21 protein-coding genes and 1 tRNA gene are annotated in these 22,154 nt (G+C 70.7%); 16 read left to right on the forward strand and 6 right to left on the reverse strand.

Annotation, left to right across the window (positions count from 1 at the left end; translation table 11 throughout):
• Positions 1-157 precede the first annotated feature (157 nt).
• Positions 158-931 (forward strand): DedA family protein, encoded by a 774-nt coding sequence (locus ACZK5D_RS03385; protein WP_463664278.1) that lies wholly within the window; start codon positions 158-160, stop codon positions 929-931.
• The gene (locus ACZK5D_RS03390) at positions 928-3,018 is read left to right on the forward strand and encodes a beta-galactosidase (protein ID WP_463664279.1); all 2,091 of its coding nucleotides are present in this window, start codon (positions 928-930) and stop codon (positions 3,016-3,018) included. Before ACZK5D_RS03385 ends, ACZK5D_RS03390 begins: the two co-directional genes overlap by 4 nt.
• 6 nt (positions 3,019-3,024) lie before the next feature.
• Here ACZK5D_RS03390 and ACZK5D_RS03395 read toward each other — a convergent pair whose 3' ends face one another.
• The 3 genes from ACZK5D_RS03395 to manA all read right to left on the reverse strand — a co-directional run bounded on the left by ACZK5D_RS03395 (position 3,025) and on the right by manA (position 4,971).
• A complete protein-coding gene (locus ACZK5D_RS03395; protein ID WP_463664280.1) occupies positions 3,025-3,630 on the reverse strand; it encodes a class I SAM-dependent methyltransferase in 606 nt (201 codons plus the stop codon).
• 46 nt (positions 3,631-3,676) lie between these two features.
• A tRNA-Thr gene (locus ACZK5D_RS03400) sits at positions 3,677-3,752 on the reverse strand.
• A gap of 40 nt (positions 3,753-3,792) precedes the next feature.
• On the reverse strand, positions 3,793-4,971 hold the full coding sequence (gene manA / locus ACZK5D_RS03405; RefSeq protein WP_463664281.1) for a mannose-6-phosphate isomerase, class I: 1,179 nt from the start codon (positions 4,969-4,971) through the stop codon (positions 3,793-3,795).
• Positions 4,972-5,098: 127 nt separating this feature from the next.
• On the opposite strand from manA, the gene ACZK5D_RS03410 reads away from it, so the two are divergent.
• Positions 5,099-5,374: a DUF3263 domain-containing protein gene (locus ACZK5D_RS03410; RefSeq protein WP_463664282.1), complete on the forward strand. Its 276-nt coding sequence runs from the start codon at positions 5,099-5,101 to the stop codon at positions 5,372-5,374.
• A gap of 3 nt (positions 5,375-5,377) precedes the next feature.
• Here ACZK5D_RS03410 and ACZK5D_RS03415 read toward each other — a convergent pair whose 3' ends face one another.
• On the reverse strand, positions 5,378-5,845 hold the full coding sequence (locus ACZK5D_RS03415) for a hypothetical protein (protein WP_463664283.1): 468 nt from the start codon (positions 5,843-5,845) through the stop codon (positions 5,378-5,380).
• A gap of 244 nt (positions 5,846-6,089) precedes the next feature.
• Here ACZK5D_RS03415 and groL point away from each other — a divergent pair, with 244 nt between their 5' ends.
• The 3 genes from groL (at position 6,090) to ACZK5D_RS03430 (ending at position 9,096) form a co-directional block, all read left to right on the forward strand.
• Entirely contained in the window at positions 6,090-7,721 is a 1,632-nt protein-coding gene (groL, locus tag ACZK5D_RS03420) for a chaperonin GroEL (RefSeq protein WP_463664284.1), read from the forward strand.
• Positions 7,722-7,886: 165 nt separating this feature from the next.
• The gene (locus ACZK5D_RS03425; protein ID WP_463664285.1) at positions 7,887-8,597 is read left to right on the forward strand and encodes a copper homeostasis protein CutC; all 711 of its coding nucleotides are present in this window, start codon (positions 7,887-7,889) and stop codon (positions 8,595-8,597) included.
• Positions 8,590-9,096 carry an NUDIX hydrolase gene (locus ACZK5D_RS03430; protein ID WP_463664286.1) on the forward strand — a complete coding sequence of 169 codons (507 nt, stop codon included), beginning with the start codon at positions 8,590-8,592 and terminating at the stop codon, positions 9,094-9,096. Before ACZK5D_RS03425 ends, ACZK5D_RS03430 begins: the two co-directional genes overlap by 8 nt.
• 6 nt (positions 9,097-9,102) lie before the next feature.
• On the opposite strand, the gene ACZK5D_RS03435 is transcribed toward ACZK5D_RS03430, so the two are convergent.
• Positions 9,103-9,936, reverse strand: a complete 834-nt coding sequence (locus ACZK5D_RS03435) for a hypothetical protein (protein ID WP_463664287.1) — start codon at positions 9,934-9,936, stop codon at positions 9,103-9,105.
• Between the two features lie 173 nt (positions 9,937-10,109).
• Between ACZK5D_RS03435 and nagB the strand changes: the two genes are divergently transcribed.
• From nagB to ACZK5D_RS03460, 5 genes are all read left to right on the forward strand, one after another.
• Positions 10,110-10,901 (forward strand): glucosamine-6-phosphate deaminase, encoded by a 792-nt coding sequence (gene nagB, locus ACZK5D_RS03440; RefSeq protein ID WP_463664532.1) that lies wholly within the window; start codon positions 10,110-10,112, stop codon positions 10,899-10,901.
• An 82-nt stretch (positions 10,902-10,983) separates the two neighbouring features.
• The gene (locus ACZK5D_RS03445) at positions 10,984-11,367 is read left to right on the forward strand and encodes a cold-shock protein (RefSeq protein ID WP_463664288.1); all 384 of its coding nucleotides are present in this window, start codon (positions 10,984-10,986) and stop codon (positions 11,365-11,367) included.
• Positions 11,368-12,138 carry a DUF3027 domain-containing protein gene (locus ACZK5D_RS03450; protein ID WP_463664289.1) on the forward strand — a complete coding sequence of 257 codons (771 nt, stop codon included), beginning with the start codon at positions 11,368-11,370 and terminating at the stop codon, positions 12,136-12,138. It begins immediately after the preceding gene.
• A gap of 62 nt (positions 12,139-12,200) precedes the next feature.
• The gene (locus tag ACZK5D_RS03455) at positions 12,201-13,742 is read left to right on the forward strand and encodes an NCS2 family permease (RefSeq protein ID WP_463664290.1); all 1,542 of its coding nucleotides are present in this window, start codon (positions 12,201-12,203) and stop codon (positions 13,740-13,742) included.
• Between the two features lie 139 nt (positions 13,743-13,881).
• Complete coding sequence (locus ACZK5D_RS03460; protein WP_463664291.1) at positions 13,882-17,283, forward strand: pyruvate carboxylase; 3,402 nt, start codon at positions 13,882-13,884, stop codon at positions 17,281-17,283.
• A 4-nt stretch (positions 17,284-17,287) separates the two neighbouring features.
• On the opposite strand, the gene ACZK5D_RS03465 is transcribed toward ACZK5D_RS03460, so the two are convergent.
• Positions 17,288-17,908, reverse strand: a complete 621-nt coding sequence (locus ACZK5D_RS03465) for a hypothetical protein (RefSeq protein WP_463664292.1) — start codon at positions 17,906-17,908, stop codon at positions 17,288-17,290.
• Positions 17,909-17,944: 36 nt separating this feature from the next.
• On the opposite strand from ACZK5D_RS03465, the gene ACZK5D_RS03470 reads away from it, so the two are divergent.
• From ACZK5D_RS03470 to trxA, 5 genes are all read left to right on the forward strand, one after another.
• On the forward strand, positions 17,945-18,937 hold the full coding sequence (locus ACZK5D_RS03470; protein WP_463664293.1) for a hypothetical protein: 993 nt from the start codon (positions 17,945-17,947) through the stop codon (positions 18,935-18,937).
• Positions 18,938-18,994: 57 nt separating this feature from the next.
• Complete coding sequence (locus tag ACZK5D_RS03475; protein ID WP_463664294.1) at positions 18,995-20,131, forward strand: N-acetylglucosamine-6-phosphate deacetylase; 1,137 nt, start codon at positions 18,995-18,997, stop codon at positions 20,129-20,131.
• Between the two features lie 50 nt (positions 20,132-20,181).
• Positions 20,182-20,871 (forward strand): iron-dependent transcriptional repressor DtxR, encoded by a 690-nt coding sequence (locus tag ACZK5D_RS03480; RefSeq protein ID WP_463664295.1) that lies wholly within the window; start codon positions 20,182-20,184, stop codon positions 20,869-20,871.
• Positions 20,864-21,619, forward strand: a complete 756-nt coding sequence (locus ACZK5D_RS03485; protein ID WP_463664296.1) for a class I SAM-dependent methyltransferase — start codon at positions 20,864-20,866, stop codon at positions 21,617-21,619. The genes ACZK5D_RS03480 and ACZK5D_RS03485 overlap by 8 nt, the downstream gene beginning before the upstream one ends.
• A 116-nt stretch (positions 21,620-21,735) precedes the next feature.
• Complete coding sequence (gene trxA, locus ACZK5D_RS03490; protein WP_463664297.1) at positions 21,736-22,095, forward strand: thioredoxin; 360 nt, start codon at positions 21,736-21,738, stop codon at positions 22,093-22,095.
• Positions 22,096-22,154 lie beyond the last annotated feature (59 nt).

The following is a 22,154-nucleotide window of genomic DNA, read 5'->3' on the forward strand; positions in this document are numbered from 1 at the left end:
TAGGAACCTGTATTCAGGTGTTCCTGGGACCGAACTTTACACGTCGGGCCCGCGGATTCCACACCGGGGGTCCGAAGAATCGAAGGGCAGCTTCAGGGTTGGGTCGGCCCCGGACGGCGCCCAGGGGCGTCGGCCGCTGTCGAAGTACCATTCAACCGTGACCGATGAGCAGCGCCGAGACGACGCCGCGGTGGGGCCTACGAGCCCCGTCGCCCCTGAAGCGACGGCGTCCGAGGACGCGGAACCCGCCTGGTGGGAGGCCGACGGCATGCCCTGGCGCAAGGAGCCGGGCCGCCAGGACATCGCCTGCCTGGCCTGGTTCGGCGTCGTCGGCGTGTTCGGCCTGATCCTGCTGCCCACCCGCGCCTGGCTGCTCGCCACCGCCCCTGACTGGCTGGCCATGCTCACCGGCGGCCGCACCGCGGTCGCGGCCAGCGGGGCCATCGCGTCGACGGGCGAGATGCCCCACTGGCCCGTCGTGCTGATCGTCGCATCGATCCTCAGCCTCAAGTTCGACTGGATCTACTGGTGGGCGGGCAAGCTGTGGGGGCGCGGAATGATCGAGGTCTGGTCCGGGCAGTCCAAGCGTGCGGCCCGCGCCTACGCGAGGGCGGAACGCTGGGCGGAGAAGGCCGGCCCGCTCGGCTTCCTCGTGGCGTACATCCCCATGCCGCTCCCGCTCATGCAGGTGGTGTTCGTGCTGGCCGGCGCGTCGGGCATGAGCCTGAGGCGGTTCCTCGTCTACGACTACATCGCCTCGACGCTGTGGCTGGTCGCTTTCTTCCTCATGGGCTGGCGCCTCGGGGACTCTGCGGTCGCCGTGCTCGACGCCTACGCCCGGATCGCCGGCTACGTGGCCATCGGCCTGATCATCTTCATCATCGTGACCACCGTCATCAACCAGAGCCGAAAGGCGCGTGAGCAGCAATGACGCCTCAGCCCTACCGCCCGTCCGGGGTGCGCTTCGGCGCCGCTTACTACCTCGAGTACCAGCCCACGGATGACCCCACCAGGGATCTCGACCTCATGCAGGCCGCCCACTTCACCGTGATCCGGGTGGGCGAGTCCACGTGGAGCACCTGGGAGCCGAGCAACGGGGAGTTCAACCTCGACTGGCTCCAGCCCGTCCTCGACGGGGCCCACCAGCGTGGCATCGGCGTGATTCTGGGCACCCCCACCTACGCGGCCCCGCCGTGGCTGGCGCACGCCTACCCGGAGATCGCGGGCGAGCCGCAGACCGGGCAGCGTCACCCCTGGGGTGCGCGCCAGGAGATCGACATCACCCACCCCGCGTTCCTGTTCCACGCGGAGCGGATCATCCGTAAGGTCGTCGCCCGCTACGCGAACCATCCGGCGGTCATCGGGTACCAGGTGGACAACGAGCCAGGCGTCATCCCGCTGCACAACCACGGCACCTTCGTGCGCTTCCTGGGGTGGCTCGAGAAGCGGTACCACACCGTCGACCGGCTGAACGAGGAGTGGGGGCTCACCTACTGGTCCCACCGCATCAATCAGTGGTCCGAGCTCTGGCGCCCCGACGGCAACGCCCAGCCCCAGTACGACCTTGCGTGGCGGACCTTCCAGAACGAGTGCACCACGGAGTTCATCCACTGGCAGCGCGACATCGTGCGTGAGTACGCCCGCGACGACCAGTTCGTCACCACCTGCGTGGCCTTCGACCGGCCCACCGTCGACGAGGGCCAGGTCAGCGCGGGCCTGGATGTCGCGGCCGCCAACGCCTACTACGCGATGCAGGATCACCTTGCCTGGGGATCTGCTCTAGAGCGCCCGGAGCCGTGGGTGCGCACCGGCGTCCACGGGCTGCTGGAGCTGGCCGACCGGTCGTACGCGCTGCAGCAGCGTCGCTTCCTGGTCACCGAGACGAACGCGCAGGCCATCCAGTGGGCCTCGGCCAACTACCCGGCCTACCCCGGCCAGCTGATCCAGGCGGGTCTGGCCCTCGTCGCCCGCGGCGCGGCGATGGTCGAGTACTGGCACTGGCACACCCTGCACTTCGGCACCGAGACCTACTGGGGCGGTGTGCTGCCGCACTCGCAGGTGCCGGGCCGCGTCTACGACGAGGTGTCACAGCTCGGTGAGGTGCTGGCCGCCATCGGCCCGCGGTTGGACGCTTACGTGCCGGACGCGGACGTCGCCATCCTCTGGGACACGCCCACCAAGCAGCACTACGAGTTCACCCCGCCGCTCAACGACGGGGGCGGCACGCCACGCCGGACGGCCTACCATGACATCGTCGGCGCCTTCCAGCGCGGCGCCGTCGACGCGGGCGCGCAGGTGCGGTTCCTCCACACGGAGCAGTTCCGGTCCATGTCCGCGGAGGAACTGGCCGAGCGGTATCCCGTGCTGGTTGCGGCGTCGCAGTTCGTCGCGAGCGGCCACGATCTCGCCCGGATGGCCCGCTACTCAGAGCACGGCGGCACCCTCGTGATCGGCCCGCGCACCGGCTACGGGGACCTTGAGGCCAGGGCCAGGTACGCCGTCGCGCCCTACAGGCTGCACGACGCGGCCGGGCTCACCTACGAGGAGTTCTCCAATCTCGACGCCCCGCTCGCGCTGATCGGCGAGGGGATGGAACTCTCCGAGGGCGCCCGCGCGACGATGTGGCTGGACGGCTACCGGCCCACTGAGGCCGAGGTGCTGGTCCGTTACGACCACCGCCGCTTCGGGGATTTCGCGGCCGTCACCCGCCGTCGACACGGCGACGGACGCGTCGTGAGCGTGGGCACCGTGCCCAACCCGGCCCTGGCCGAGGACCTGTTCCGGATGCTCGTGCCGTCGCCGAAGTCAGGGGCGTGGGCGCGCGACGAACCGGTCACCGTCATGTCCGGGGAGTCGGACGGGCGACGGATCTGGTTCCTGCACAACTGGAGCGAGGACCCGGCAGCCGCCACGGTTCCGCACGCGGTGGAGGATCTCGTCAGCGGCGCGGAGCACCCGGCAGGAGCGGCCCTCGAGCTGGAGCCCTGGTCCTGCCTGGTGCTCGCGGATCCGGCCTGACGGGCCTCAGGCGCGGCAGCAGAGCGCGACGAGGAAGTCCGACTGCGCGGTGAAGGGGCGCAGGTCCCACGTGGACAGCGCCAGATCCAGCCGCAGGCCGGCGGCGTCGAGGTCGGCGAAGAAGTCCGCGAACTCGTAGCCGCGGCCGGCGCCGAAGCCGATGATGGCCCGGCCGTCCTCGGCCAGGTGGGTCCCGAAGCGCCGCAGGACCTCCACCCGGGTGGAGGGGGCGAGGAAGCCCATCACGTTGCCGGCCGAGATGATCACGTCGAAGTCCCCCTCGACGCCTTCGGCGGCGAGGTCGAGCTCCGCGAGGTCGCCCACCAGCCAGGTGGGGCCGGGATGGTCGATCTCGGCGGCCTGGATGAGGGCCGGATCCACGTCCACGCCGACCACCACGTGACCCAGCGCGTGCAGCCGACCGCCGACGCGGCCCGGCCCGCAGCCGGCGTCGAGGATGCGTGACCCGCGGGGCACCATCGCGTCGACGGTGCGCGCCTCCCCGCCCAGGTCGTGGCCGGCCGCCTCCATGATCTTGAAGCGCTCGATGTAGCGCTGGGAGTGGTCTGGGTCGGCGGCGATCATGCGCGCCCACTTGCTGGGTTCGGTCATGGGGCCATTCTGGTGGCCGCGACCCGGGCCCACAAACCCGCCCGGATGGAGCCTCCTGAGGGAGTCGAACCCTCGACCACTCGCTTACAAGGCGAGCGCTCTGGCCGCTGAGCTAAGGAGGCGGGCGCCCCTATTGTGCCGGACGCTTGCCCGACGCAAAACTTACGCTCCCGAAGCGGCCACGAAGAGGCGGCCGTGGCCTCGGACCATCACCTGCTCGTGCGCCGGGACGAACACCGCGTCACCTGACTCCAGGTGCTGTGGGGAGCCGTCGCCGTGCAGCGTGAAGGACCCGTCCGTGGCCAGCGCGATCCGGCCGGAGTCCTGCCGTGGGAGGGTGAGGGTGCCGTCGTCGCACGGGGAGACCAGCCACAGCTCGAACTCGGGGAACGAGGTGGGGTAGACGTAGACCCCGTCCGCACCGGCGGCGAGGAGCACCTGCGGAGTCATGGGCTCGAAGCCCACCACCTGCAGCAGGCCGTCGACGTCGATGTGCTTGCTGGTGAGGCCGCCGCGCATGACGTTGTCCGAGTTCGCCATGATCTCCACCCCGGTGCCGCGCAGATACGCGTGCATGACACCGGCCTCGAGCGCGACGGCCTCCCCGGGCTGGAGGGCGAAGCGGTTCATCAGCAGCGCCGCCAGTATCCCGGGGTCACCGGGGAAGTGCTCGTCCAGCTCGACGGCGGTGCGGGCGAACTCGCCGAGGCTGCCCGGCGCGTGCAGGCGCTCGACGGAGGCCGCCAGCACCAGGTCGACGAGGTAGCGCCGCTCGTCCAGCGACAGGACGTCGAGGAACACCTCCTGGAGGGCGGGTGCATCGCGGCGGTCCCTCAGCGGGCCGATCACCGAGGCGAGTTCGTCCGCCACGCCCAGGCCCTCGAACAGGCCGGCGGTCTGGACGGGGTCCCGGAAGCCCAACAGGCCCTCGAACGGCGTGAGCGCCACGATGGCCTCCGGCTTCGGCCAGTCGTCCTTGAAGGAACGCGCCGGATCGCTCGGGTGCAGGCCGAGCAGTGACTCCCTGGCATAACCCACCTCGGCCTGTTCGCGCGACGGGTGGGCCTGGAGGCTGAGCGGCGAGGACGCCGAGAGGATCTTCATGAGGAACGGCAGCCTCGCCCCGAACTGGGTCTCCGTGGCGGCGCCCAGGACATGCGGCTGGTCATGGATGAGGTCCGCCAGCGCCCGCCCGTCCTCGAGGAAGGCGTGCCCGCCCGGGTGGGTCCCCAGCCAGTACTCGGCCCAGGGCCGGCCGTCCGGGTCACGGCGGAGGATCGACGGGATCTCCGTGTGACTTCCCCAGGCGAAATGCTGGACGTGGCCGGTCAGTCGGCGCATGGTTGTCGAGTCCTCAAGGTGTGGGGCCAGGGCGACTTCGACTCTACCGCGCCCCGCGGACGGCGGTGCCGGCTCGCGGTCGGCGTCCCGAATGACACTCGTGTGATTCGGGTTTAGACTGGGCGGCATGTCTGAAGCCCTCACCGTGATCGAGCCGGCCGCGCTGGCTGACCGTGACGCCGCCATCCTCGACTTCGAGGACAGCTGGTTCACCTCGACGGTGCCGAAGGACCAGGCCATCATGGAGCACTTCTCGCTGTCCTCGGCGCGGTACTACCAGCACCTCAACCTCCTGATCGACACGCCGGAGGCTCTCGCGTACAAGCCGCTGCTGGTGAAGCGGCTGCGCCGGATGCGCTCTCAGCGGCAGGCGGCCCGCTCGGCCCGCCGCCTCCACGGCTGAGCGTCAGAACGCCGACCGGCTGCGCATCCCCACCAGCCTCCGGAGCCCCACGCCGACGGGCATCGTCGGGTTTCTCTGGTACCCACCCTTGAGCAGGCCGGCCTGGACCTCGAAGTGGTTGGCGCTGGCCCGGTCGCCCGTCCGGATCAAGGACCAGGCTGTGGCCAGGCCGTACAGGGGCAGAAACGGCAGGCCGAGGCAGTAGGCGTACTGCCACGCGTGTGAGTCCTCGTGTTCGATGAGCGCAGGGTTCACGGCCTCCAGTTCCTCCACGCTGCGACGGGGCACCACCACCACCGAGCCGATGGTCACCGCGCCGGCGTTGCGGATCGGCAGCCTCGCCCGGTCCGCGACGACGAGGTGTCCACGGCGGCGCAGCCGTGAGCGCCCCGCGACCGCCACGACGAGGCCGAGGGGTGTCGACAGGTTGGCCACGTTGGCGAGGTTGCGCAGCAGTCGTGGGAGGTCCATCGTCGGCTCCGATCAGGCGAAGGGGTGCGTCCCCGTCGAGATTAGTGCCTGGGCAGGCACGTGGCCCGCGAAAGTCTTTGCACTCTCTTGTGTCGAGTGCTAATAATGGGGTTAGCACTCTCACGCTTTGAGTGCTACCGAACTGCCGGTGAGGCTCAGCCGTCCGTCGCGGGCACCGCGGTTCACCAGACACTGCACATCCCGGGGCCCACGCCCCACTTGACGGGAGGACTCCCGAAACACCATGGCAAAGCTGATTGAGTTCAATGAGGAAGCACGCCGCGGCCTCGAGCGGGGCATGAACACCCTCGCCGACGCGGTGAAGGTGACGCTCGGCCCCAAGGGCCGCAACGTCGTCCTGGAGAAGAAGTGGGGCGCCCCCACGATCACCAACGATGGCGTGTCCATCGCCAAGGAGATCGACCTGGAGGACCCCTACGAGCGCATCGGCGCCGAGCTCGTCAAGGAGGTCGCCAAGAAGACCGACGACGTCGCGGGCGACGGCACCACCACCGCCACCGTCGTGGCACAGGCGATGGTCCGTGAGGGCCTGCGCAACGTGTCGGCCGGCGCCAACCCGATGAGCCTGAAGAAGGGCATCGAGGCCGCCGTCGCGGCCATCGTCGAGAAGCTGGCGGAGATGGCCATCGACGTGGAGACCAAGGAGCAGATCGCGGCCACCGCCTCGATCTCCGCCGCTGACACCACCGTCGGCGAGATCATCGCCGAGGCGATGGACAAGGTCGGCAAGGAGGGCGTGATCACGGTCGAGGAGTCCAACACCTTCGGGCTGGACCTTGAGCTCACCGAGGGCATGCGCTTCGACAAGGGCTACATCTCGCCCTACTTCGTCACCGACGCCGAGCGCATGGAGGCCTCGCTGGATGATCCCTACATCCTGCTGGTCAACTCCAAGATCTCCTCGCTCAAGGACCTCCTCCCGGTGCTCGAGAAGGTCATGCAGTCGGGCAAGCCGCTGCTGGTCATCGCCGAGGACGTCGAGGGTGAGGCGCTCGCCGGCCTGATCGTCAACAAGATCCGCGGCACCTTCAAGTCGATCGCCGTCAAGGCGCCCGGCTTCGGCGACCGCCGCAAGGCCATGCTGACCGACATCGCCATCCTCACCGGTGCGCAGGTCATCAGCGAAGAGGTGGGCCTGTCGCTCGACACGGTCACCCTGGACCTGCTCGGCTCCGCCCGCTCCGTCCTGGTCACCAAGGACGAGTGCACGATCATCGAGGGCGCCGGCGAGTCCGCCCAGATCGAGGGTCGCGTCACGCAGATCCGTCGCGAGATCGAGAACTCGGACTCCGAGTACGACCGCGAGAAGCTGCAGGAGCGCCTCGCCAAGCTGGCCGGCGGCGTGGCCGTCATCAAGGTCGGCGCGGCCACCGAGGTGGAGCTCAAGGAGCGCAAGCACCGCATCGAGGACGCCGTCCGCAACGCGAAGGCCGCCGTCGAGGAGGGCATCGTCCCCGGTGGTGGCGTCGCGCTGCTGCAGGCGTCGAAGGCCGCCAAGGTCGAGGGCCTGGAGGGCGACGAGGCCGTCGGCGCGCAGATCGTCTTCACCGCGGCCTCGGCCCCGCTGAAGCAGATCGCCGCCAACGCCGGCCTCGAGGGCGGCGTGGTCGCGGAGAAGGTCTCGCACCTTCCCGTCGGCCAGGGCCTCGACGCGGCCACCGGTGAGTACGTCGACATGGTGGCCGCCGGGATCATCGATCCCGCCAAGGTCACCCGCTCGGCGCTGCAGAACGCGGCGTCCATCGCGGCGCTGTTCCTCACCACCGAGGCCGTCATCGCCGACAAGCCGGAGAAGGCCCCCGCGGGCGGCGCCGGCGGCGGCATGGACGAGATGGGCGGAATGGGCGGCTTCTGAGCCACCCGTCGCCTGACGCTCAGGAAGGGCGGTCCCCGTTGGGGGACCGCCCTTCGTGTCTTCCGCGAGGTCGATGACTACGTGGACGCCCACCAGGGCGCGTGGCGGCGGGGTCGACGTGCGCGCCTCCGCACACCAAGGGCCGGGCGTTGGCAAGATGGGGGCATGAGTCTGCTGGAGGTCATCGCACTGCACGCGGCGGACGCCGAGCGCGCCGAGGCGGGCGGGGCGGACCGGATCGAGCTGCTCGGCACCATGGACGACGACGGGCTCTCACCGGAGCCGAGGCTGGTCGAGAAGGTGCGCCGGGCCACGTCGATCCAGATCCGGCCGATGGTGCGTCTCCGTGCGGGCTTCGGGACCGACGGCGGGGAGGCCACCCGGCTCAAGGGACTCATCGCCGGCTACCTGGACGCGGGCGCCGACGGCGTGGTCCTCGGCTTCCTCAACGGCCTCAACCGGATCGACACGGAGGTGGTCAACGAGCTCGTCGGGGACGGCGCGTTCCCCTGGACCTTCCACCGAGCCGTCGACCACTGCCTGGACCCCAACCGGGCCTGGGCGGACCTGCGCACGCTTCCCCGCCTGGACCAGGTGCTCACCGCCGGGTCAGCCCGAGGCGTCGAACAGGGCCTGGACGAGCTGGTCCGGCGCGCGCGGGCGGACGCCGAGGTGGCGCGCCTCATCATGGCCGGCGGCGGCCTTGCGCCCGAGCACGTGCCGTGGCTCGTGCGCGCGGGGGTGCGGTCCTTCCACATCGGCTCCCCGGCGCGCCCGGGGCGCTCGTTCAAGGCGTATGTCGACTCGGAACTGGTGGCCAGCTGGCGCGATCTCATCGACGACGAGGTGGCCCACACCAGGCATCCGCATGGGTGAGCGCCCGGTTCATCGACGGCTCGCCGCCCGCGTGATCGTCCTCGCGGGTGACGAGGTGCTGCTCATGGGCGACACGGACCCTGGGGTTCCTGGATCGCGGTTCTGGCAGGCACCAGGTGGGGGCGTGGAGGCCGACGAGGACATCCGCTCGGCTGCTGCCCGCGAGCTCGAGGAGGAGACCGGCCTCGTGCTGGACGAGGACCTGCTGGCAGGTCCCGTCGCCGTGCGCCGCCTGTTCCGCGGCTACTCGGACCGGATCCTGGTCCAGAACGAGACGTTCTTCCGCCTCCATACCCAACCCTTCGAGCCCGTGGTCGCGGGGCTCACCGAGCGCGAGCGCAGCCGCCACGTGGCGAGCCGGTGGTTCGACCTCGACGCCCTGCCGGAGAACACGTGGCCGGGCGAGATGGCGGTCCTGGCCCGCTGGGAGGGGGCTGACCCCGTCGATCTGGGTGACGTGGAGGAGTCCACCGTCCCCATCGCCGACGGCGACATCTAGGGAGACCTAGCGGGAGCGCAGCCCGCCCGTGACGAACACGATGGTGAACACGAGCGAAGCGATCATGCCCACCGCCGAGTCGCTGCCGAGCCTGTCGGTGATCAGCTGCCACCCCAGGAGGGCCAGCCCGATCGCCAACGCCGATCTCCCGGCCCGGCCGGTCAGCGCCTCGGTGCGCATTCCCAGGGCGCCGGCGGCGGTCAGCACGAAGGGCGACAACGGCGTCAGGATGAGTCCGAGGAAGCACAGCCCACCAGCGATGAAGACCAGCTGCCTCTGCTGGGCAGGCGGACGTTGGGGGAGCCCGGCAGGCTGAGGCCACTGCGGCGGCGGGGCGCCCGGTGCCTGCGCACGGCGGGCCGGGGGGAACCCCGGCGGGGGAGCGGCGACAGGGGCGGGCATGGGACCGGCAGCGGGGGTGGGCCGCATCGGTACGGGTGCGGCGTCGAGCAGTTCCCCGGGCGGAGGTGGGAGCGCCGGCCCGGTGGGGGCCGGCAGCTGACTGCCGGCCGCGCTCACCCACTCACGCCCCACCGGCTGGGGGGCTGAGGTCAGGATGGGCGCGCGTGGGTCACGCTTGGCCCCGGCGACCGGGCCTGGAGTGAGCACCGAGCCGGTGACGGCGAAGGACTCGCGTGGGTCCCGGCCCTGCCTGGCCCCGGAGGCCAGCTGCGCGAGGGGGGGCTGGGCGGCGGCGTCGAACCCCTCGGGCGCCGCGATCGGCCCAGGCGTGGGTGCCCGCCACGGCTCGCCCGCGGACAGCGGCTCGGCTCGCGGGGTCGCGAAGCCGTCGGGCCGCTCCGTCGGCGCGTAGGCCGCGCCGTCCTTCCAACTCGCCATGCCCCCAATGCTACCGACGGCCAGACGCCCCGTCGGCCAGGAAGAAACGCGCAGCGATGATGCTTACTTTCGGGTCATATGATCAGGAAATGCGCGTTCCGCCCGTGGCCAACCCTAGTGTCGAGTCATGGGCGGCCGTCGGGGCGCCATCGGTGGTCATGGAGGTATCGACGATGGAAGTGGTGCTGTGCGCGGACGCGCAAGCCGTGGGTGAACTGGCTGCGGACCGGGTGACCGAATACCTGCGGGGCGTCCCGACCCCGGTGCTCGGTCTCGCGACGGGCAGCTCCCCGCTGCGCCTGTACGGGGAGCTCGCCAGGAGGGTCGCTGCCGGTCTCCTCGATGTCTCGCACGGGCTGGGCTTCGCCTTGGACGAGTACGTGGGCCTCGATCCCAGCCACCCGGAGAGCTACCGCAGCGTGATCACCCGCACCGTCGTCGAGCCCCTGGGGATGGACCCCGCGCGCGTCAGCGTGCCCGACGGGACGGCCGCGGACCTCCAGGCGGCGGCCGACCGCTACGACGAGGCCATCGCCGCGGTCGGTGGCGTGGACGTCCAGATCCTCGGCATCGGCACCAACGGACACATCGGCTTCAACGAGCCGTTCTCCTCCTTCGCCTCGCGCACGCGCATCAAGACCCTCACTCCCGAGACCCGCCGCGACAACGCCCGCTTCTTCGCCGAGGGCGAGGAGGTCCCCTCGCACTGCGTCACGCAGGGGCTCGGCACCATCATGGAGGCCAGGGTGGCGCTCATGGTGGTGACCGGGGAGCACAAGGCCGACGCCGTGGCCGCGATGGTCGAGGGCCCGGTCTCCGCGTCGTGCCCGGCCTCGATCCTCCAGTTCCACCCGCGCGCCGTGATCATCGTCGACGAGGCGGCTGGCTCCAAGCTCGCCTACGCCGACTACTTCCGGGAGATCGCCGAGACCGAGCGGGCGCTCCCGGGACTCGCCCTCCGCTGACCGCGTAGCGCGTATTGGGGTCGGCGCGCCGGAGCGGATAGACTGCCCTGTCAGACTGACTACTAGTGCAAGCGAGGGCGACGTGCCTACCGGAAAAGTGCGATTCTTCGACGCGGAGAAGGGCTTTGGGTTCATCACCAAGGACGACGGCGGCGACGTCTACGTGCGCGCCAACGCGCTTCCCGCCGGCGTTGCGGCGCTCAAGGCGGGGCAGCGCGTGGAGTTCGGCGTCATCGAGGGCCGTCGCGGCGAGCAGGCACTGAGCCTGCACGTGCTCGAGACGCCGCCGTCGCTGTCGAAGGCCTCCCGCAAGGACCCTGAGCAGATGGCCGTGATCGTCGAGGACCTGATCAAGATGCTGGACGGGATCGGCAACGACTACCGTCACCGCAGGCACCCGGACAGCAAGCACGCCACGCGGGTGGCCGAGTTGCTGCGCCGGGTCGCCGACGAACTGGAGTTGTGAATGGCCAAACCCAAGCTGGACACCGTCGCGGCGGCCGCCGTCGAACTGGCCCGTGCCGCCGCCGTCGAGATGGGTGGCGAGGACTCCGTCGGTGAGCACCTGGGCGTCGTGGCGGAGGACGGCGACAGGGTGGTGACGCACTCGTTCGCGAGCGTCCGCCCCGGCTACCAGGACTGGCACTGGGCGGTGACGCTCGTCCGGGCGTCCCGCGCGAAGGAACCCACGGTCAACGAGGCCGTGCTGCTCCCACTTCCCGGCGCGCTCCTGGCGCCCACCTGGGTGCCGTGGGCCGACCGCATCGGCCCCGGCGACATCGCCCCCGGCACGCTCATGCCCACCCCGGACGACGATCCGCGGCTGGAGCCGGGGTTCTCGGCCACGGATCTGCCCGCGGACGCCGACACCTCGGAGTGGGTGCAGCTGCGCACCACCGTCGCCGAGCTGGGCCTCGGCCGCCCACGCGTGCTGAGCAGGTTCGGTCGGGACGAGGCGGCCGAGCGTTGGCTCGAGGGCCCGCCCGGACCGGCTGACGACGGGTCGCGCGAGGCGCCCGCCCCCTGCAAGACCTGCGGCTACTTCGTGGCGCTGCGCGGGTCGTTGGGCACCCTCTTCGGGGCCTGCACCAACCAGTACTCGCCGTGGGACGGCCGGGTCGTGTCGCTGGATCACGGCTGCGGCGGCCACTCGGACGTCATGGACGCCGAGCGCGCCCGGGACCTGCCGGCCCCGTCGTTCGACACCATCTCCCTGGACGAGGGACTCTTCGACTGACGGTTCGGCTCGTTCGGACCCCGGTGGAACCACCCCGCCGGGAGCCCGTACGATAGCGGTCCGTGGTTACCAATACTCCCAAGGCAGCACGGCTGCACCCAGAGTCGGAGCATCAACGGTCCGGACTCGATGGCTTCTTCGAGATCACCAAACGTCACTCCACCGTCGGGCGGGAGATCCGTGGCGGCCTGGTGACGTTCTTCGCGATGGCCTACATCATCGCCCTCAACCCCCTCATCATCGGTACGGCCGCGGACCGTGACGGCAACCTCGTCTCGGGCCAGCCGAAGTTCACCGACGCCGCGATGACCATCGTCAACGACGCGGCCGTGGGCCAGTCGATCGGCATGGTGGCCGCCGCAACCGCGCTGATCGCGGGACTCCTCACCCTCGCCATGGGCATCGTCGGCCGGTTCCCGATGGGCCTGGCCACCGGACTCGGCCTCAACGCGCTGGTCGCCTACGTCCTGGCTCCCCAGATGACGTGGCCACAGGCCATGGGCCTGGTGGTCTGGGAGGGCATCCTCATCTTCATCCTGGTGCTGACCGGGTTCCGCACCGCCGTCTTCCGCGCCATCCCCAAGACCCTGCGCACCGCGATCTCGGTGGGCATCGGCCTCTTCATCGCCTTCGTCGGCCTCATCAACGCCGGCATCGTGCGCAAGCCCGCAGGCGCACCGCCGGTGGAGCTGGGCGTGAACGGCTCCCTCATGGGCTGGCCCATCGCCGTGTTCTTCCTGGGCATCATGGTGCTGATCACGCTCCACGTGCTCAAGGTCAAGGGCGCCATGCTCATCTCGATCCTCGTCGCCACCATCGCGGCGGTCATCATCGAGGCCATCGGCGGCATCGGGGCGCAGCTCCCCGACGGCTCCAACCCGCTCGGCTGGGCGCTCAACGTGCCCGCGCTGAGCAGCTTCACCCTGCCGGACCTCGGCCTCATCGGCCGGGTCGACATGGTGGGCGCCTTCTTCCCGGACGGCGCGTTCTCGATCACCAACTTCCTGGCGCTCGCGGTGCTGGTGTTCTCGCTCCTGCTGGCCGACTTCTTCGACACCATGGGCACCGTCGTGGCCGTGGGTAGCGAGGGCGGCCTGCTCGACGAGCACGGCATGCCCCCGCGGACCACCGAGATCCTCCTCGTGGACTCCGTGGCCGCAGCCGCGGGTGGCCTGGGCTCGGTCTCGTCGAACACCTGCTACATCGAGTCGACGGCGGGCGTCGGCGAGGGTGCCCGCACCGGCCTCGCGTCGGTGGTCACCGGAGCGGCGTTCCTGCTGGCGATCTTCCTGGCTCCGCTGATCAACATGGTGCCGTCCGAGGCGGCGGCCCCGGTGCTGGTCTTCGTCGGTTTCCTCATGATCGCCCAGGTGGTGGACGTGGACTGGAACGACCCCGAGGTGGGCATCCCGGCATTCCTCACCATCATCCTGATGCCGTTCTCCTACTCGATCACCACCGGTATCGGCGCGGGCTTCCTGGCCTACGTCTTCATCAAGATCGTCAAGGGGCACGCCAAGCAGGTGCACCCGCTCATGTACGTCGTGGCGGCGCTGTTCGTCATCTACTTCGTCCAGGGCGCGCTGATCGGCCTGATCAGCTGACATCCTCCACGAGGGGCCGGGCGGGAATCGCCCGGCCCCTCGTCGTGCCCGCGCACGACGCCGCCTGATCAGTCAAGGGGCCGGGGGCGGCGGTGGAAGCAGGGAGGGCGCGTCCGACGCGGCCGGTAGTCTGGCGCCCATGTTCCAGAAGGTATTGGTCGCCAACCGAGGCGAGATCGCCGTCCGCGCATTTCGCGCCGCCTACGAACTCGGCTTCCGCACCGTCGCCGTCTTCCCGTACGAGGACCGCAACGCGGACCACCGGATCAAGGCGCAGGAGTCCTACCTGATCGGCGAGGAGGGCCACCCGGTCCGTGCCTACCTGGACATCGACGAGATCATCAGGGCCGCCAAGGAGTCGGGCTCGGACGCCATCTACCCCGGCTACGGCTTCCTCTCGGAGAACCCGGACCTGGCCGCCGCCTGCGCCGCGAACGGGATCACGTTCATCGGACCCTCCTCGGACGTGCTGACCCTGGCCGGCAACAAGGTGCGCGCGCTCCACGAGGCCCGGCGGGTGGGCGTGCCGACGCTGGCCTCGTGCCCCCCGTCGACGGATCCCGACGAACTGATCAGGGCCGCCGAGGAGATCGGGTTCCCTGTCTTCGTCAAGGCCGTGGCCGGCGGCGGGGGCCGCGGCATGCGCCGTGTCGACGATCCCGCGAGGCTGGCCGACGAGCTGGGCGCCGCGATGCGCGAGGCCGAGGCCGCCTTCGGCGACCCCACCGTGTTCATCGAGCAGGCCGTGGGCGCGCCCAGGCACATCGAGGTGCAGATCCTCGCCGACACGCAGGGCAACGTGGTGCACCTGTTCGAGCGCGACTGCTCCATCCAGCGCCGCCACCAGAAGGTCATCGAGATCGCCCCGGCCCCGCACATCTCGCAGGAGCTGCGCGACGCGCTGACCGCCGACGCGGTGAAGTTCGCCCGTGCCATCAACTACACCTGCGCGGGCACGGTGGAGTTCCTCGTCGAGACCGAGGGGGAGCGCGCTGGCCAGCACGTGTTCATCGAGATGAACCCGCGCATCCAGGTGGAGCACACCGTCACCGAGGAGATCACCGACGTCGACCTCGTGCAGGCGCAGATGCGCATCGCCGCCGGCGAGTCCCTGGAGGACATCGGGGTGCGCCAGGAGGAGTTGCAGATCAGGGGCGCCGCGTTGCAGTGCCGGATCACCACCGAGGATCCGCAGAACTCGTTCCGCCCGGACACCGGGCTGATCACGGCCTACCGTTCCGCATCCGGCGCGGGCATCCGCCTCGACGGCGGCACCACCGGCACGGGAGTCGAGATCAGCCCCCACTTCGACTCGCTTCTGGTCAAGCTCACCGCCCGCGGCCGCGACTTCCCGATGGCGGTGGCCCGCGCCCGGCGCGCGCTGGCGGAGTTCCGGGTTCGCGGAGTGGCCACCAACATCCCGTTCCTGCGCGCGGTCCTGGACGACCCGGACTTCGCCTCGGGCGAAGTGACCACCGCATTCATCGACCAGCGGCCCTACCTCCTGCACGCCCGCACCCCGGCGGACCGGGCCACGAAGCTGCTGCGCCATCTCGCCGAGGTGACGGTCAACAAGCCCAACGGGGAGGCACCCACCACGCTGGACCCGGCGGTCAAGCTGCCGACGGTGGACCTCCTGTCCGCCGTGCCGGACGGGTCGCGCCAGCGGCTCCTGGCGCTCGGTGCGGAGGGGTTCGCGCGGGAGCTGCGTGCCGCGGTGCCGGTAGGGATCACCGACACCACCTACCGCGACGCCCACCAGTCGCTGCTGGCCACGCGCGTCCGCACCCGGGACCTCCTCGCGGTGGCTCCGGTTCAGGCCCGGCTGCTGCCCCAGATGTTCTCCGTCGAGTGCTGGGGCGGGGCCACCTACGACGTGGCGCTGCGCTTCCTCGGCGAGGACCCGTGGGAGCGGCTCGCGTCGCTGCGGGAGGCGATGCCCAACCAGAACCTGCAGATGCTGCTGCGCGGCCGAAACACCGTGGGTTACACCCCGTACCCGACCGAGGTGACGCACGCGTTCGTCGCGGAGGCCGCCGCAACCGGCGTGGACATCTTCCGGATCTTCGACGCCCTCAACGACGTGGAGCAGATGCGCCCCGCGATCGACGCGGTGCGCGAGACGCCGTCGGTGGCCGAGGTTGCGCTCTGCTACACCTCCAATCTCCTCGATCCCGCCGAGAGGATCTACACGCTCGACTACTACCTGCGCCTCGCGGAGCAGATCGTCGACGCGGGCGCGCACATCCTGGCCATCAAGGACATGGCCGGACTGCTCCGGCCCGAGGCCGCCCGCCGGCTGGTGGCTGCGCTTCGTGAGCGCTTCGACCTCCCTGTGCACCTCCACACCCACGACACCACCGGCGGGCAGCTGGCCACCCTCCTGGCCGCCATCAACGCGGGCGTGGACGCCGTGGACGTGGCCAACTCCGCGATGAGCTCGACGACGTCGCAGCCGCCGATGTCGGCGCTGGTGGCAGCGCTGGACCAGACGGAGCGTCAGTCCGAGCTGGACCCCGACGCGGTGTTGAACCTGGAGCCCTACTGGGAGGCCGTGCGGAAGATGTACCGGCCGTTCGAGTCCGGGCTCCCGGCGCCCACCGGCCGCGTGTACAGCCACGAGATCCCCGGCGGTCAGCTCTCGAACCTGCGGCAGCAGGCGATCGCTCTGGGCCTGGGGGAGAAGTTCGAGGCCATCGAGGACATGTACGAGGCCGCGGACAAGATCCTGGGCCGGCCCACGAAGGTGACCCCGTCGTCGAAGGTGGTGGGCGACCTCGCCCTGCACCTCGTCGCGGTGGGCGCGGACCCGGCGGACTTCGAGGCGGACCCGCAGCGCTTCGACATCCCGGACTCGGTCATCGGCTTCCTCAACGGGGAGCTCGGCGAGCCCGCCGGCGGCTGGCCCGAGCCGTTCCGCAGCAGGGCCATCGAGGGGCGGCGCACGCCGTCGCGCGTCACGGAGGTGGCGGAGGCGGACCTCGCCCTCCTCGGCCAGCCGGGCCGGACCCGCCAGGAGACGCTCAACAGGCTGCTGTTCCCCGGCCCCACGAAGGACTTCGAGCAGCAGCGCGAGGACTTCGGCGACATCTCCGTCCTGCCCACGGTGCCGTACCTGTACGGCATGGAGCGCGGCCGGGAGTACGCCATCACGCTGGAGAAGGGCGTCACGCTCCTGGCCGGCATCGAGGCCATCTCCGAGCCGGACAAGCGCGGCAAGCGCTCCGTCATGTGCCTGCTCAACGGACAGATCCGCCCGGTCCGCGTGCGCGACCTCAAGATCAAATCCGAGGTCGCGGCCGCGGAGCGCGCCGACGCGAAGAACAAGGGCCATGTCGCGGCCCCCTTCAGCGGGGCGGTGACGCCGACGGCCGTTGAGGGTGCGCGGGTCGCGGTGGGTGACCAGGTGGCCACCATCGAGGCCATGAAGATGGAGGCGGCCATCAATGCCCCCGTCGCAGGCGTGGTCAGGCGGGTGGTGCTCCCCGGCACCACGCAGCTCGAGGGGGGCGACCTGGTGCTGGTGATCGATCCCGAGTGATCCGTCAGGCGGCCGCGCCCACGACCACCACGTCGAGGCGCGGCTGCCCTGCCGCCACCTCGAGCACCTCGATGATCGGGGCGAGGAAGGCGCGGTCCTCGTCAGTCAGCTCCGGATGCCCGAACGCCGCCCGGATCCCGGCGAGGGTCTCCACGGCGTGCACGTGCTTGGCGTAGCCGGCCGCGTGCCCGGGCAGCGGGCGGAGCGGGATGCCGAGGTCGCGGTCGGTGAGGCTGCGCAGCGAGTAGTCGCTGTTCAGGCCGGCGCGGGCGAGGTTCCACTCGATGCGCTCGAAGGCCGCCGCGTCCCACGGCACGCGGCGCGTGGCGTCGGCCAGTTCCTCGAGCCACGCGATGAGGATCCGCCAGGACGGCGCCACCCTGTCCGGGGCGATGTAGCCCCCGGCCAGCAGAGCGTCGACGTCCGGGGTCGACGGCGCCGCCGGGTCGACCGCAAAGGCGGGATCCCGCCGCATCAGGGGCCTCAGCCAGGTGCGCCGCTCGGGCGCCGGGTGCGCGAAATGTGCGGCAGCCGAGGCGCGTAGCCGCTCGGCCAGGGCGGGGGAGGCGCCGAAGATGTCGCGGACATCGTCGATCGCGATGGCACACGCGACGAGCTGGTGCATGGGACCTACGGTAACCGTGGGCGTAGCATCAGCACCGTGAATCCGAGAACTCGCCGTTTCATCGTCACGGGCGTCCTGGTGGCGCTCGTCATCCTGGCGGTGTTCGGCGCCATCGCGCCCGCGTTCGCGGAGGATCGCACGCCTCCTGAGGGCTCTACGCCCGTCGTCGGAATGGCCTACGGCTCCGGCTCCTCGACGCTGTGGCTCGCGGGGCCGAACGCGGACGACGGGGTGGTGGTCTCCGCGGAGGACGGTACGGAGGTGGCGTTCGGGGGTGACCCCGTCTCGGTGCAGGCGCTGGCGTGGCGCGGGGACCGGCTGTGGGTGGGCGACATCGGCGACGAGTCCGCCTCGCGGGAGTTCGTCGTCGTCTACCGGCTCGGTTCCTTCAGCGACAGCAACCTCACGTATCACGCCTACGACTTCGTCTACGAGGACGGGCCGCGCGATGCGCAGGCCATGATGATCTCCGGCCGGGGCCGGATCTACGTGGTCAGCACTGGGGAGGACCCGGGCATCTACCGCGCGGAGCTGGAGCCGTCGCGGCAGGAGAAGAACACGCTCACCCGCGTGGCGGACGCCCCAGAGGGGGTGACCGACGGCGCCTTCCTGTCGGACGGCACCACCATGGCGCTGCGCAGCGCCGTGGGCATCGAGTACATCGACGCGCTCACGTGGGAGCCGTTGGCCACCGACACGATCGTCGGCGCGCCGGAGGGGGAGTCGCTGGCGGTCGGGCCCAACGACCAGATCCTCGTGGGCGGGAACCCGCTGATCCGCGAGGTCGGCGTGCCGTCCTCGGACGTCACCACCACCGTGGCACCGACGGTGGAGCCCTCGGCCTCATCTTCGCCCGACCCTTCGGGGTCCGCGGAGCCGTCGGTGTCGCCGTCGGCGTCGCCGAGCGCGGCGCCCGAGGACCCGGCATCGGGCGATGCACCCGCACGCACCGGCACGACGATCGCGCTGCTCCTGGCCGGCGTCGTCGCCCTGATCGCCGGCGCCGTCACCTTCCTCGTGCGCACCTGAGCAGCCCGGTTGCTCGACAGGTGACCCATCGGGTGCGGCGGTGCTTGGATGATGGGCATGGCCACCGAACAGCTCGTCGTCGCCCACGCCGTCACGCCTGAGGGGGTGATCGACGGTGCCACCATCCTCATCGAGGACGGGCGGATCGTCTCCGTCCTCCCCGGCGGGGGAGGAGGCCGGCTGTGGGCCGTGCCAGGCTTCGTCGACACCCACTGCCACGGGGCGGTCGGCGTCAGCTTCGGCGACCCCGACCCGTCGCGCAACCTCGCGGCCATCGAGCATCACCGCCGCCACGGCACCACGACCATCTTCGCCAGCACCGTGACCGAACCGCTGGAGAAGTTGGAGGCGCAGTTGGCCGTGTTGCGCTCCCTGCACGAGGAGGGCCACCTCGAAGGCATCCACCTGGAGGGCCCGTTCCTGGCGCCCGAGCGGAAGGGCGCCCACGATGAGTCACTCCTCCGCGACCCCGATCCCGCATCCGTCGAGCGCCTCATCGCCGCGGGGGGCCCTGCGCTGAAGATGATCACCCTCGCCGTCGAGCGCGCGCACGCCGAGGGAGCGACCCGGCGATTCGTCGGGGCGGGCGTCGCCGTCGCGTTCGGGCACTCGGACGCCGACGACGTGCAGACCGCCGAGTCCATCGAGTGGGGCGCCACGGTGGCCACGCACCTGTTCTCCGCCATGCGGTCGATCCACCACCGCGAGCCGGGGCCGGTGCCCGTGCTGCTGGCCGACGAGCGGGTGATGGTGGAACTGATCTGTGACGGCGTCCACCACCGGCCCGTCATCGCCGCCATGAGCATCGACGCCGCGACCCCCCGTCGCGTCGCCCTGGTCACCGACGCCATGTCCGCCACCGGCAAGGGCGACGGGCGCTACATCCTGGGCGAGCTCGAGGTGGAGGTGACCGACGGCACGGCCCGCCTCGTCACCGCCGACGGGTCGCCCGGCGCGATCGCGGGCTCGACACTGACCATGGACAAGGCCTTCGAGTTCGTGGTGCAGGAGGTGGGCGTGAGCATTCCGGATGCGGCGCTCATGGCGGCGACGACGCCCGCCACCTGGCACCGCCTTGAGGACGTGGGCCGGCTGGCGCCCGGCTGCCGGGCGGACGTGTGCCTCGTCGACGACGACGGCCGGCTCCACGGCGTGATGCGTCGCGGCCAGTGGGTGGTCCAGCCTCGGCCCTGATGGGCGCATCGCCGCGACACTAGGATGAGCGGTGAAGGGGGTAGTTGGTAATGAGCGACCTGATCGACACCACGGAGATGTACCTCCGCACCGTCTACGAGCTGCTGGAGGAGGGGGTGCAGCCCCTCCGTGCACGGATCGCCGAGCGCCTGCACCAGTCCGGGCCCACCGTGTCGCAGACCGTGGCCCGCATGGAGCGCGACGGCCTCCTCCATGTGGACACCGACCGCACCATCCGCCTCACCCGCACCGGCGCCACGCTCGCCCGCGACGTCATGCGCAAGCACCGGCTCGCCGAGTGCCTGCTCACGGAGGTGATCGGGCTCGAATGGGAGAAGGTGCACGACGAGGCGTGCAGGTGGGAGCACGTCATCTCGGTGGACGTCGAGAAGCGGCTCGTCGCCATCCTGGACTCGCCCACCCGGTCGCCCTACGGCAACCCCATCCCCGGCCTCAAGGAACTCGGCGTGGACGTCGAGCACACGCCCTTCCGGGATCACGCAGATCCGTTGGCGGACCTTGTCACGGACGTCCCGCAACGCTTCGTCCTGCAGCGGATGAGCGAGAACCTGCAGGCGGACCCGGCCATGCTGCCGCTGCTGGCGGCGGCGGGCCTGCGTCCCGGCGTGGGGTTCGAGGCTCACCGCGACGTGGATGTGGTCCGAGTCACCGTCGACGGCGCGTCGTCGGAGGTGGGACTGTTCGCCTCCGAGCTGTTGTTCGTGAGCCGTGATGAGTGAGAACCACGAGGCGCTGAGGTGGTTCGGCAGCCGCGGCCCGGGCGCCGTGGAGGACGTGTTGAGCCGCGCCTACGGCGGCGACCGCACCCCGTACGAGTGGCTGGCCCGGTCCGTCTCGGCGTCGGCGACGACGGTGCTGGATCTGGCCTGCGGCGCGGGCGCCATGATCGACAGGCTGGCCCGGCCCGGGCGCACGGTGATCGGGCTGGACCGCTCGGAGGCGGAGCTGGTGGAGGCGCAGCACAGGCAGCGCGGCCCCCTCGTCCTGGGTCACGCCTCGTACCTGCCGTTCGCCGACGGCAGCTTCGACGCGGTGGTCTCGTCGCTGGGCATCGCCGTCGTGGCGGACCGGCCCCGGCTGCTGTCCGAGGTGTCTCGGGTGCTCCGGCCGGGCGGCGTGTTCGCGGCGCTCACCCCGTCGCTGCGCCCCGCCAACACCAAGGATCTGCGGCTCATCACCCGCCTGGCCCATCTCCTGAGGGTGTCGCCACTCCTGCCGGGGATCACCGAGTTCCGGGCCCGCGACGCGTTCCTGGCCGCCGGCCTGACCAAGGCGGAGGACCGGCGGGCCAAGTACTACGTCCTGGTCTCTGACCGCGACGACGCGGAGCGGCTGCTGGCCGGCCTCCGGGGGGCGACGGACCGGGCACGCACGATGGCCGCCGTCGACTTCCTGGCAGCGCGCGCCGCCGAGTCGGGCCCGGTCAAGGTCCCGCTGCCCATGCGCCGCCTCATCGCCATCAAGTAGCCCCCGGCCGTCCGTCGGCTACCCTGGGATACCCCACGGGGTGTCGCGGGAATACCCCAGAGGGGTCGCGTGTTGTACCTCGCGACGATCGACACAAGGAAGAGAGGGAATCGCCCATGGCGACCACAACCCTGACCACTGAGAACTTCAACGCCACCGTCAACGACAACGAGGTGGTCCTCGTCGACTTCTGGGCCGACTGGTGTGGCCCCTGCAAGCGCTTCGCGCCCATTTACGAGGACGCCTCCACCCGTCACGAGGACGTCGTGTTCGGCAAGCTCGACACCGAGGACGCGCGCGACGTGGCGGCCGCATGGGAGATCCAGTCGATCCCCACCATCATGGCTTTCCGCCGCGGCAACCTGGTGTTCCGCCAGGCCGGCCTGCTCAACGGCAAGCAGGTGGACTCGCTCATCGAGCAGGTGAAGGCCCTCGACATCGAGGAACTCGTCAAGGAGGCTCAGGCCAAGCAGTGAGCATCCGATGAGCTGACGGACGGGAGGCCCGCTTTCACGAGCGGGCCTTTTGTCTGCCC

Source organism: Tessaracoccus yangjingae, from assembly GCF_055326235.1.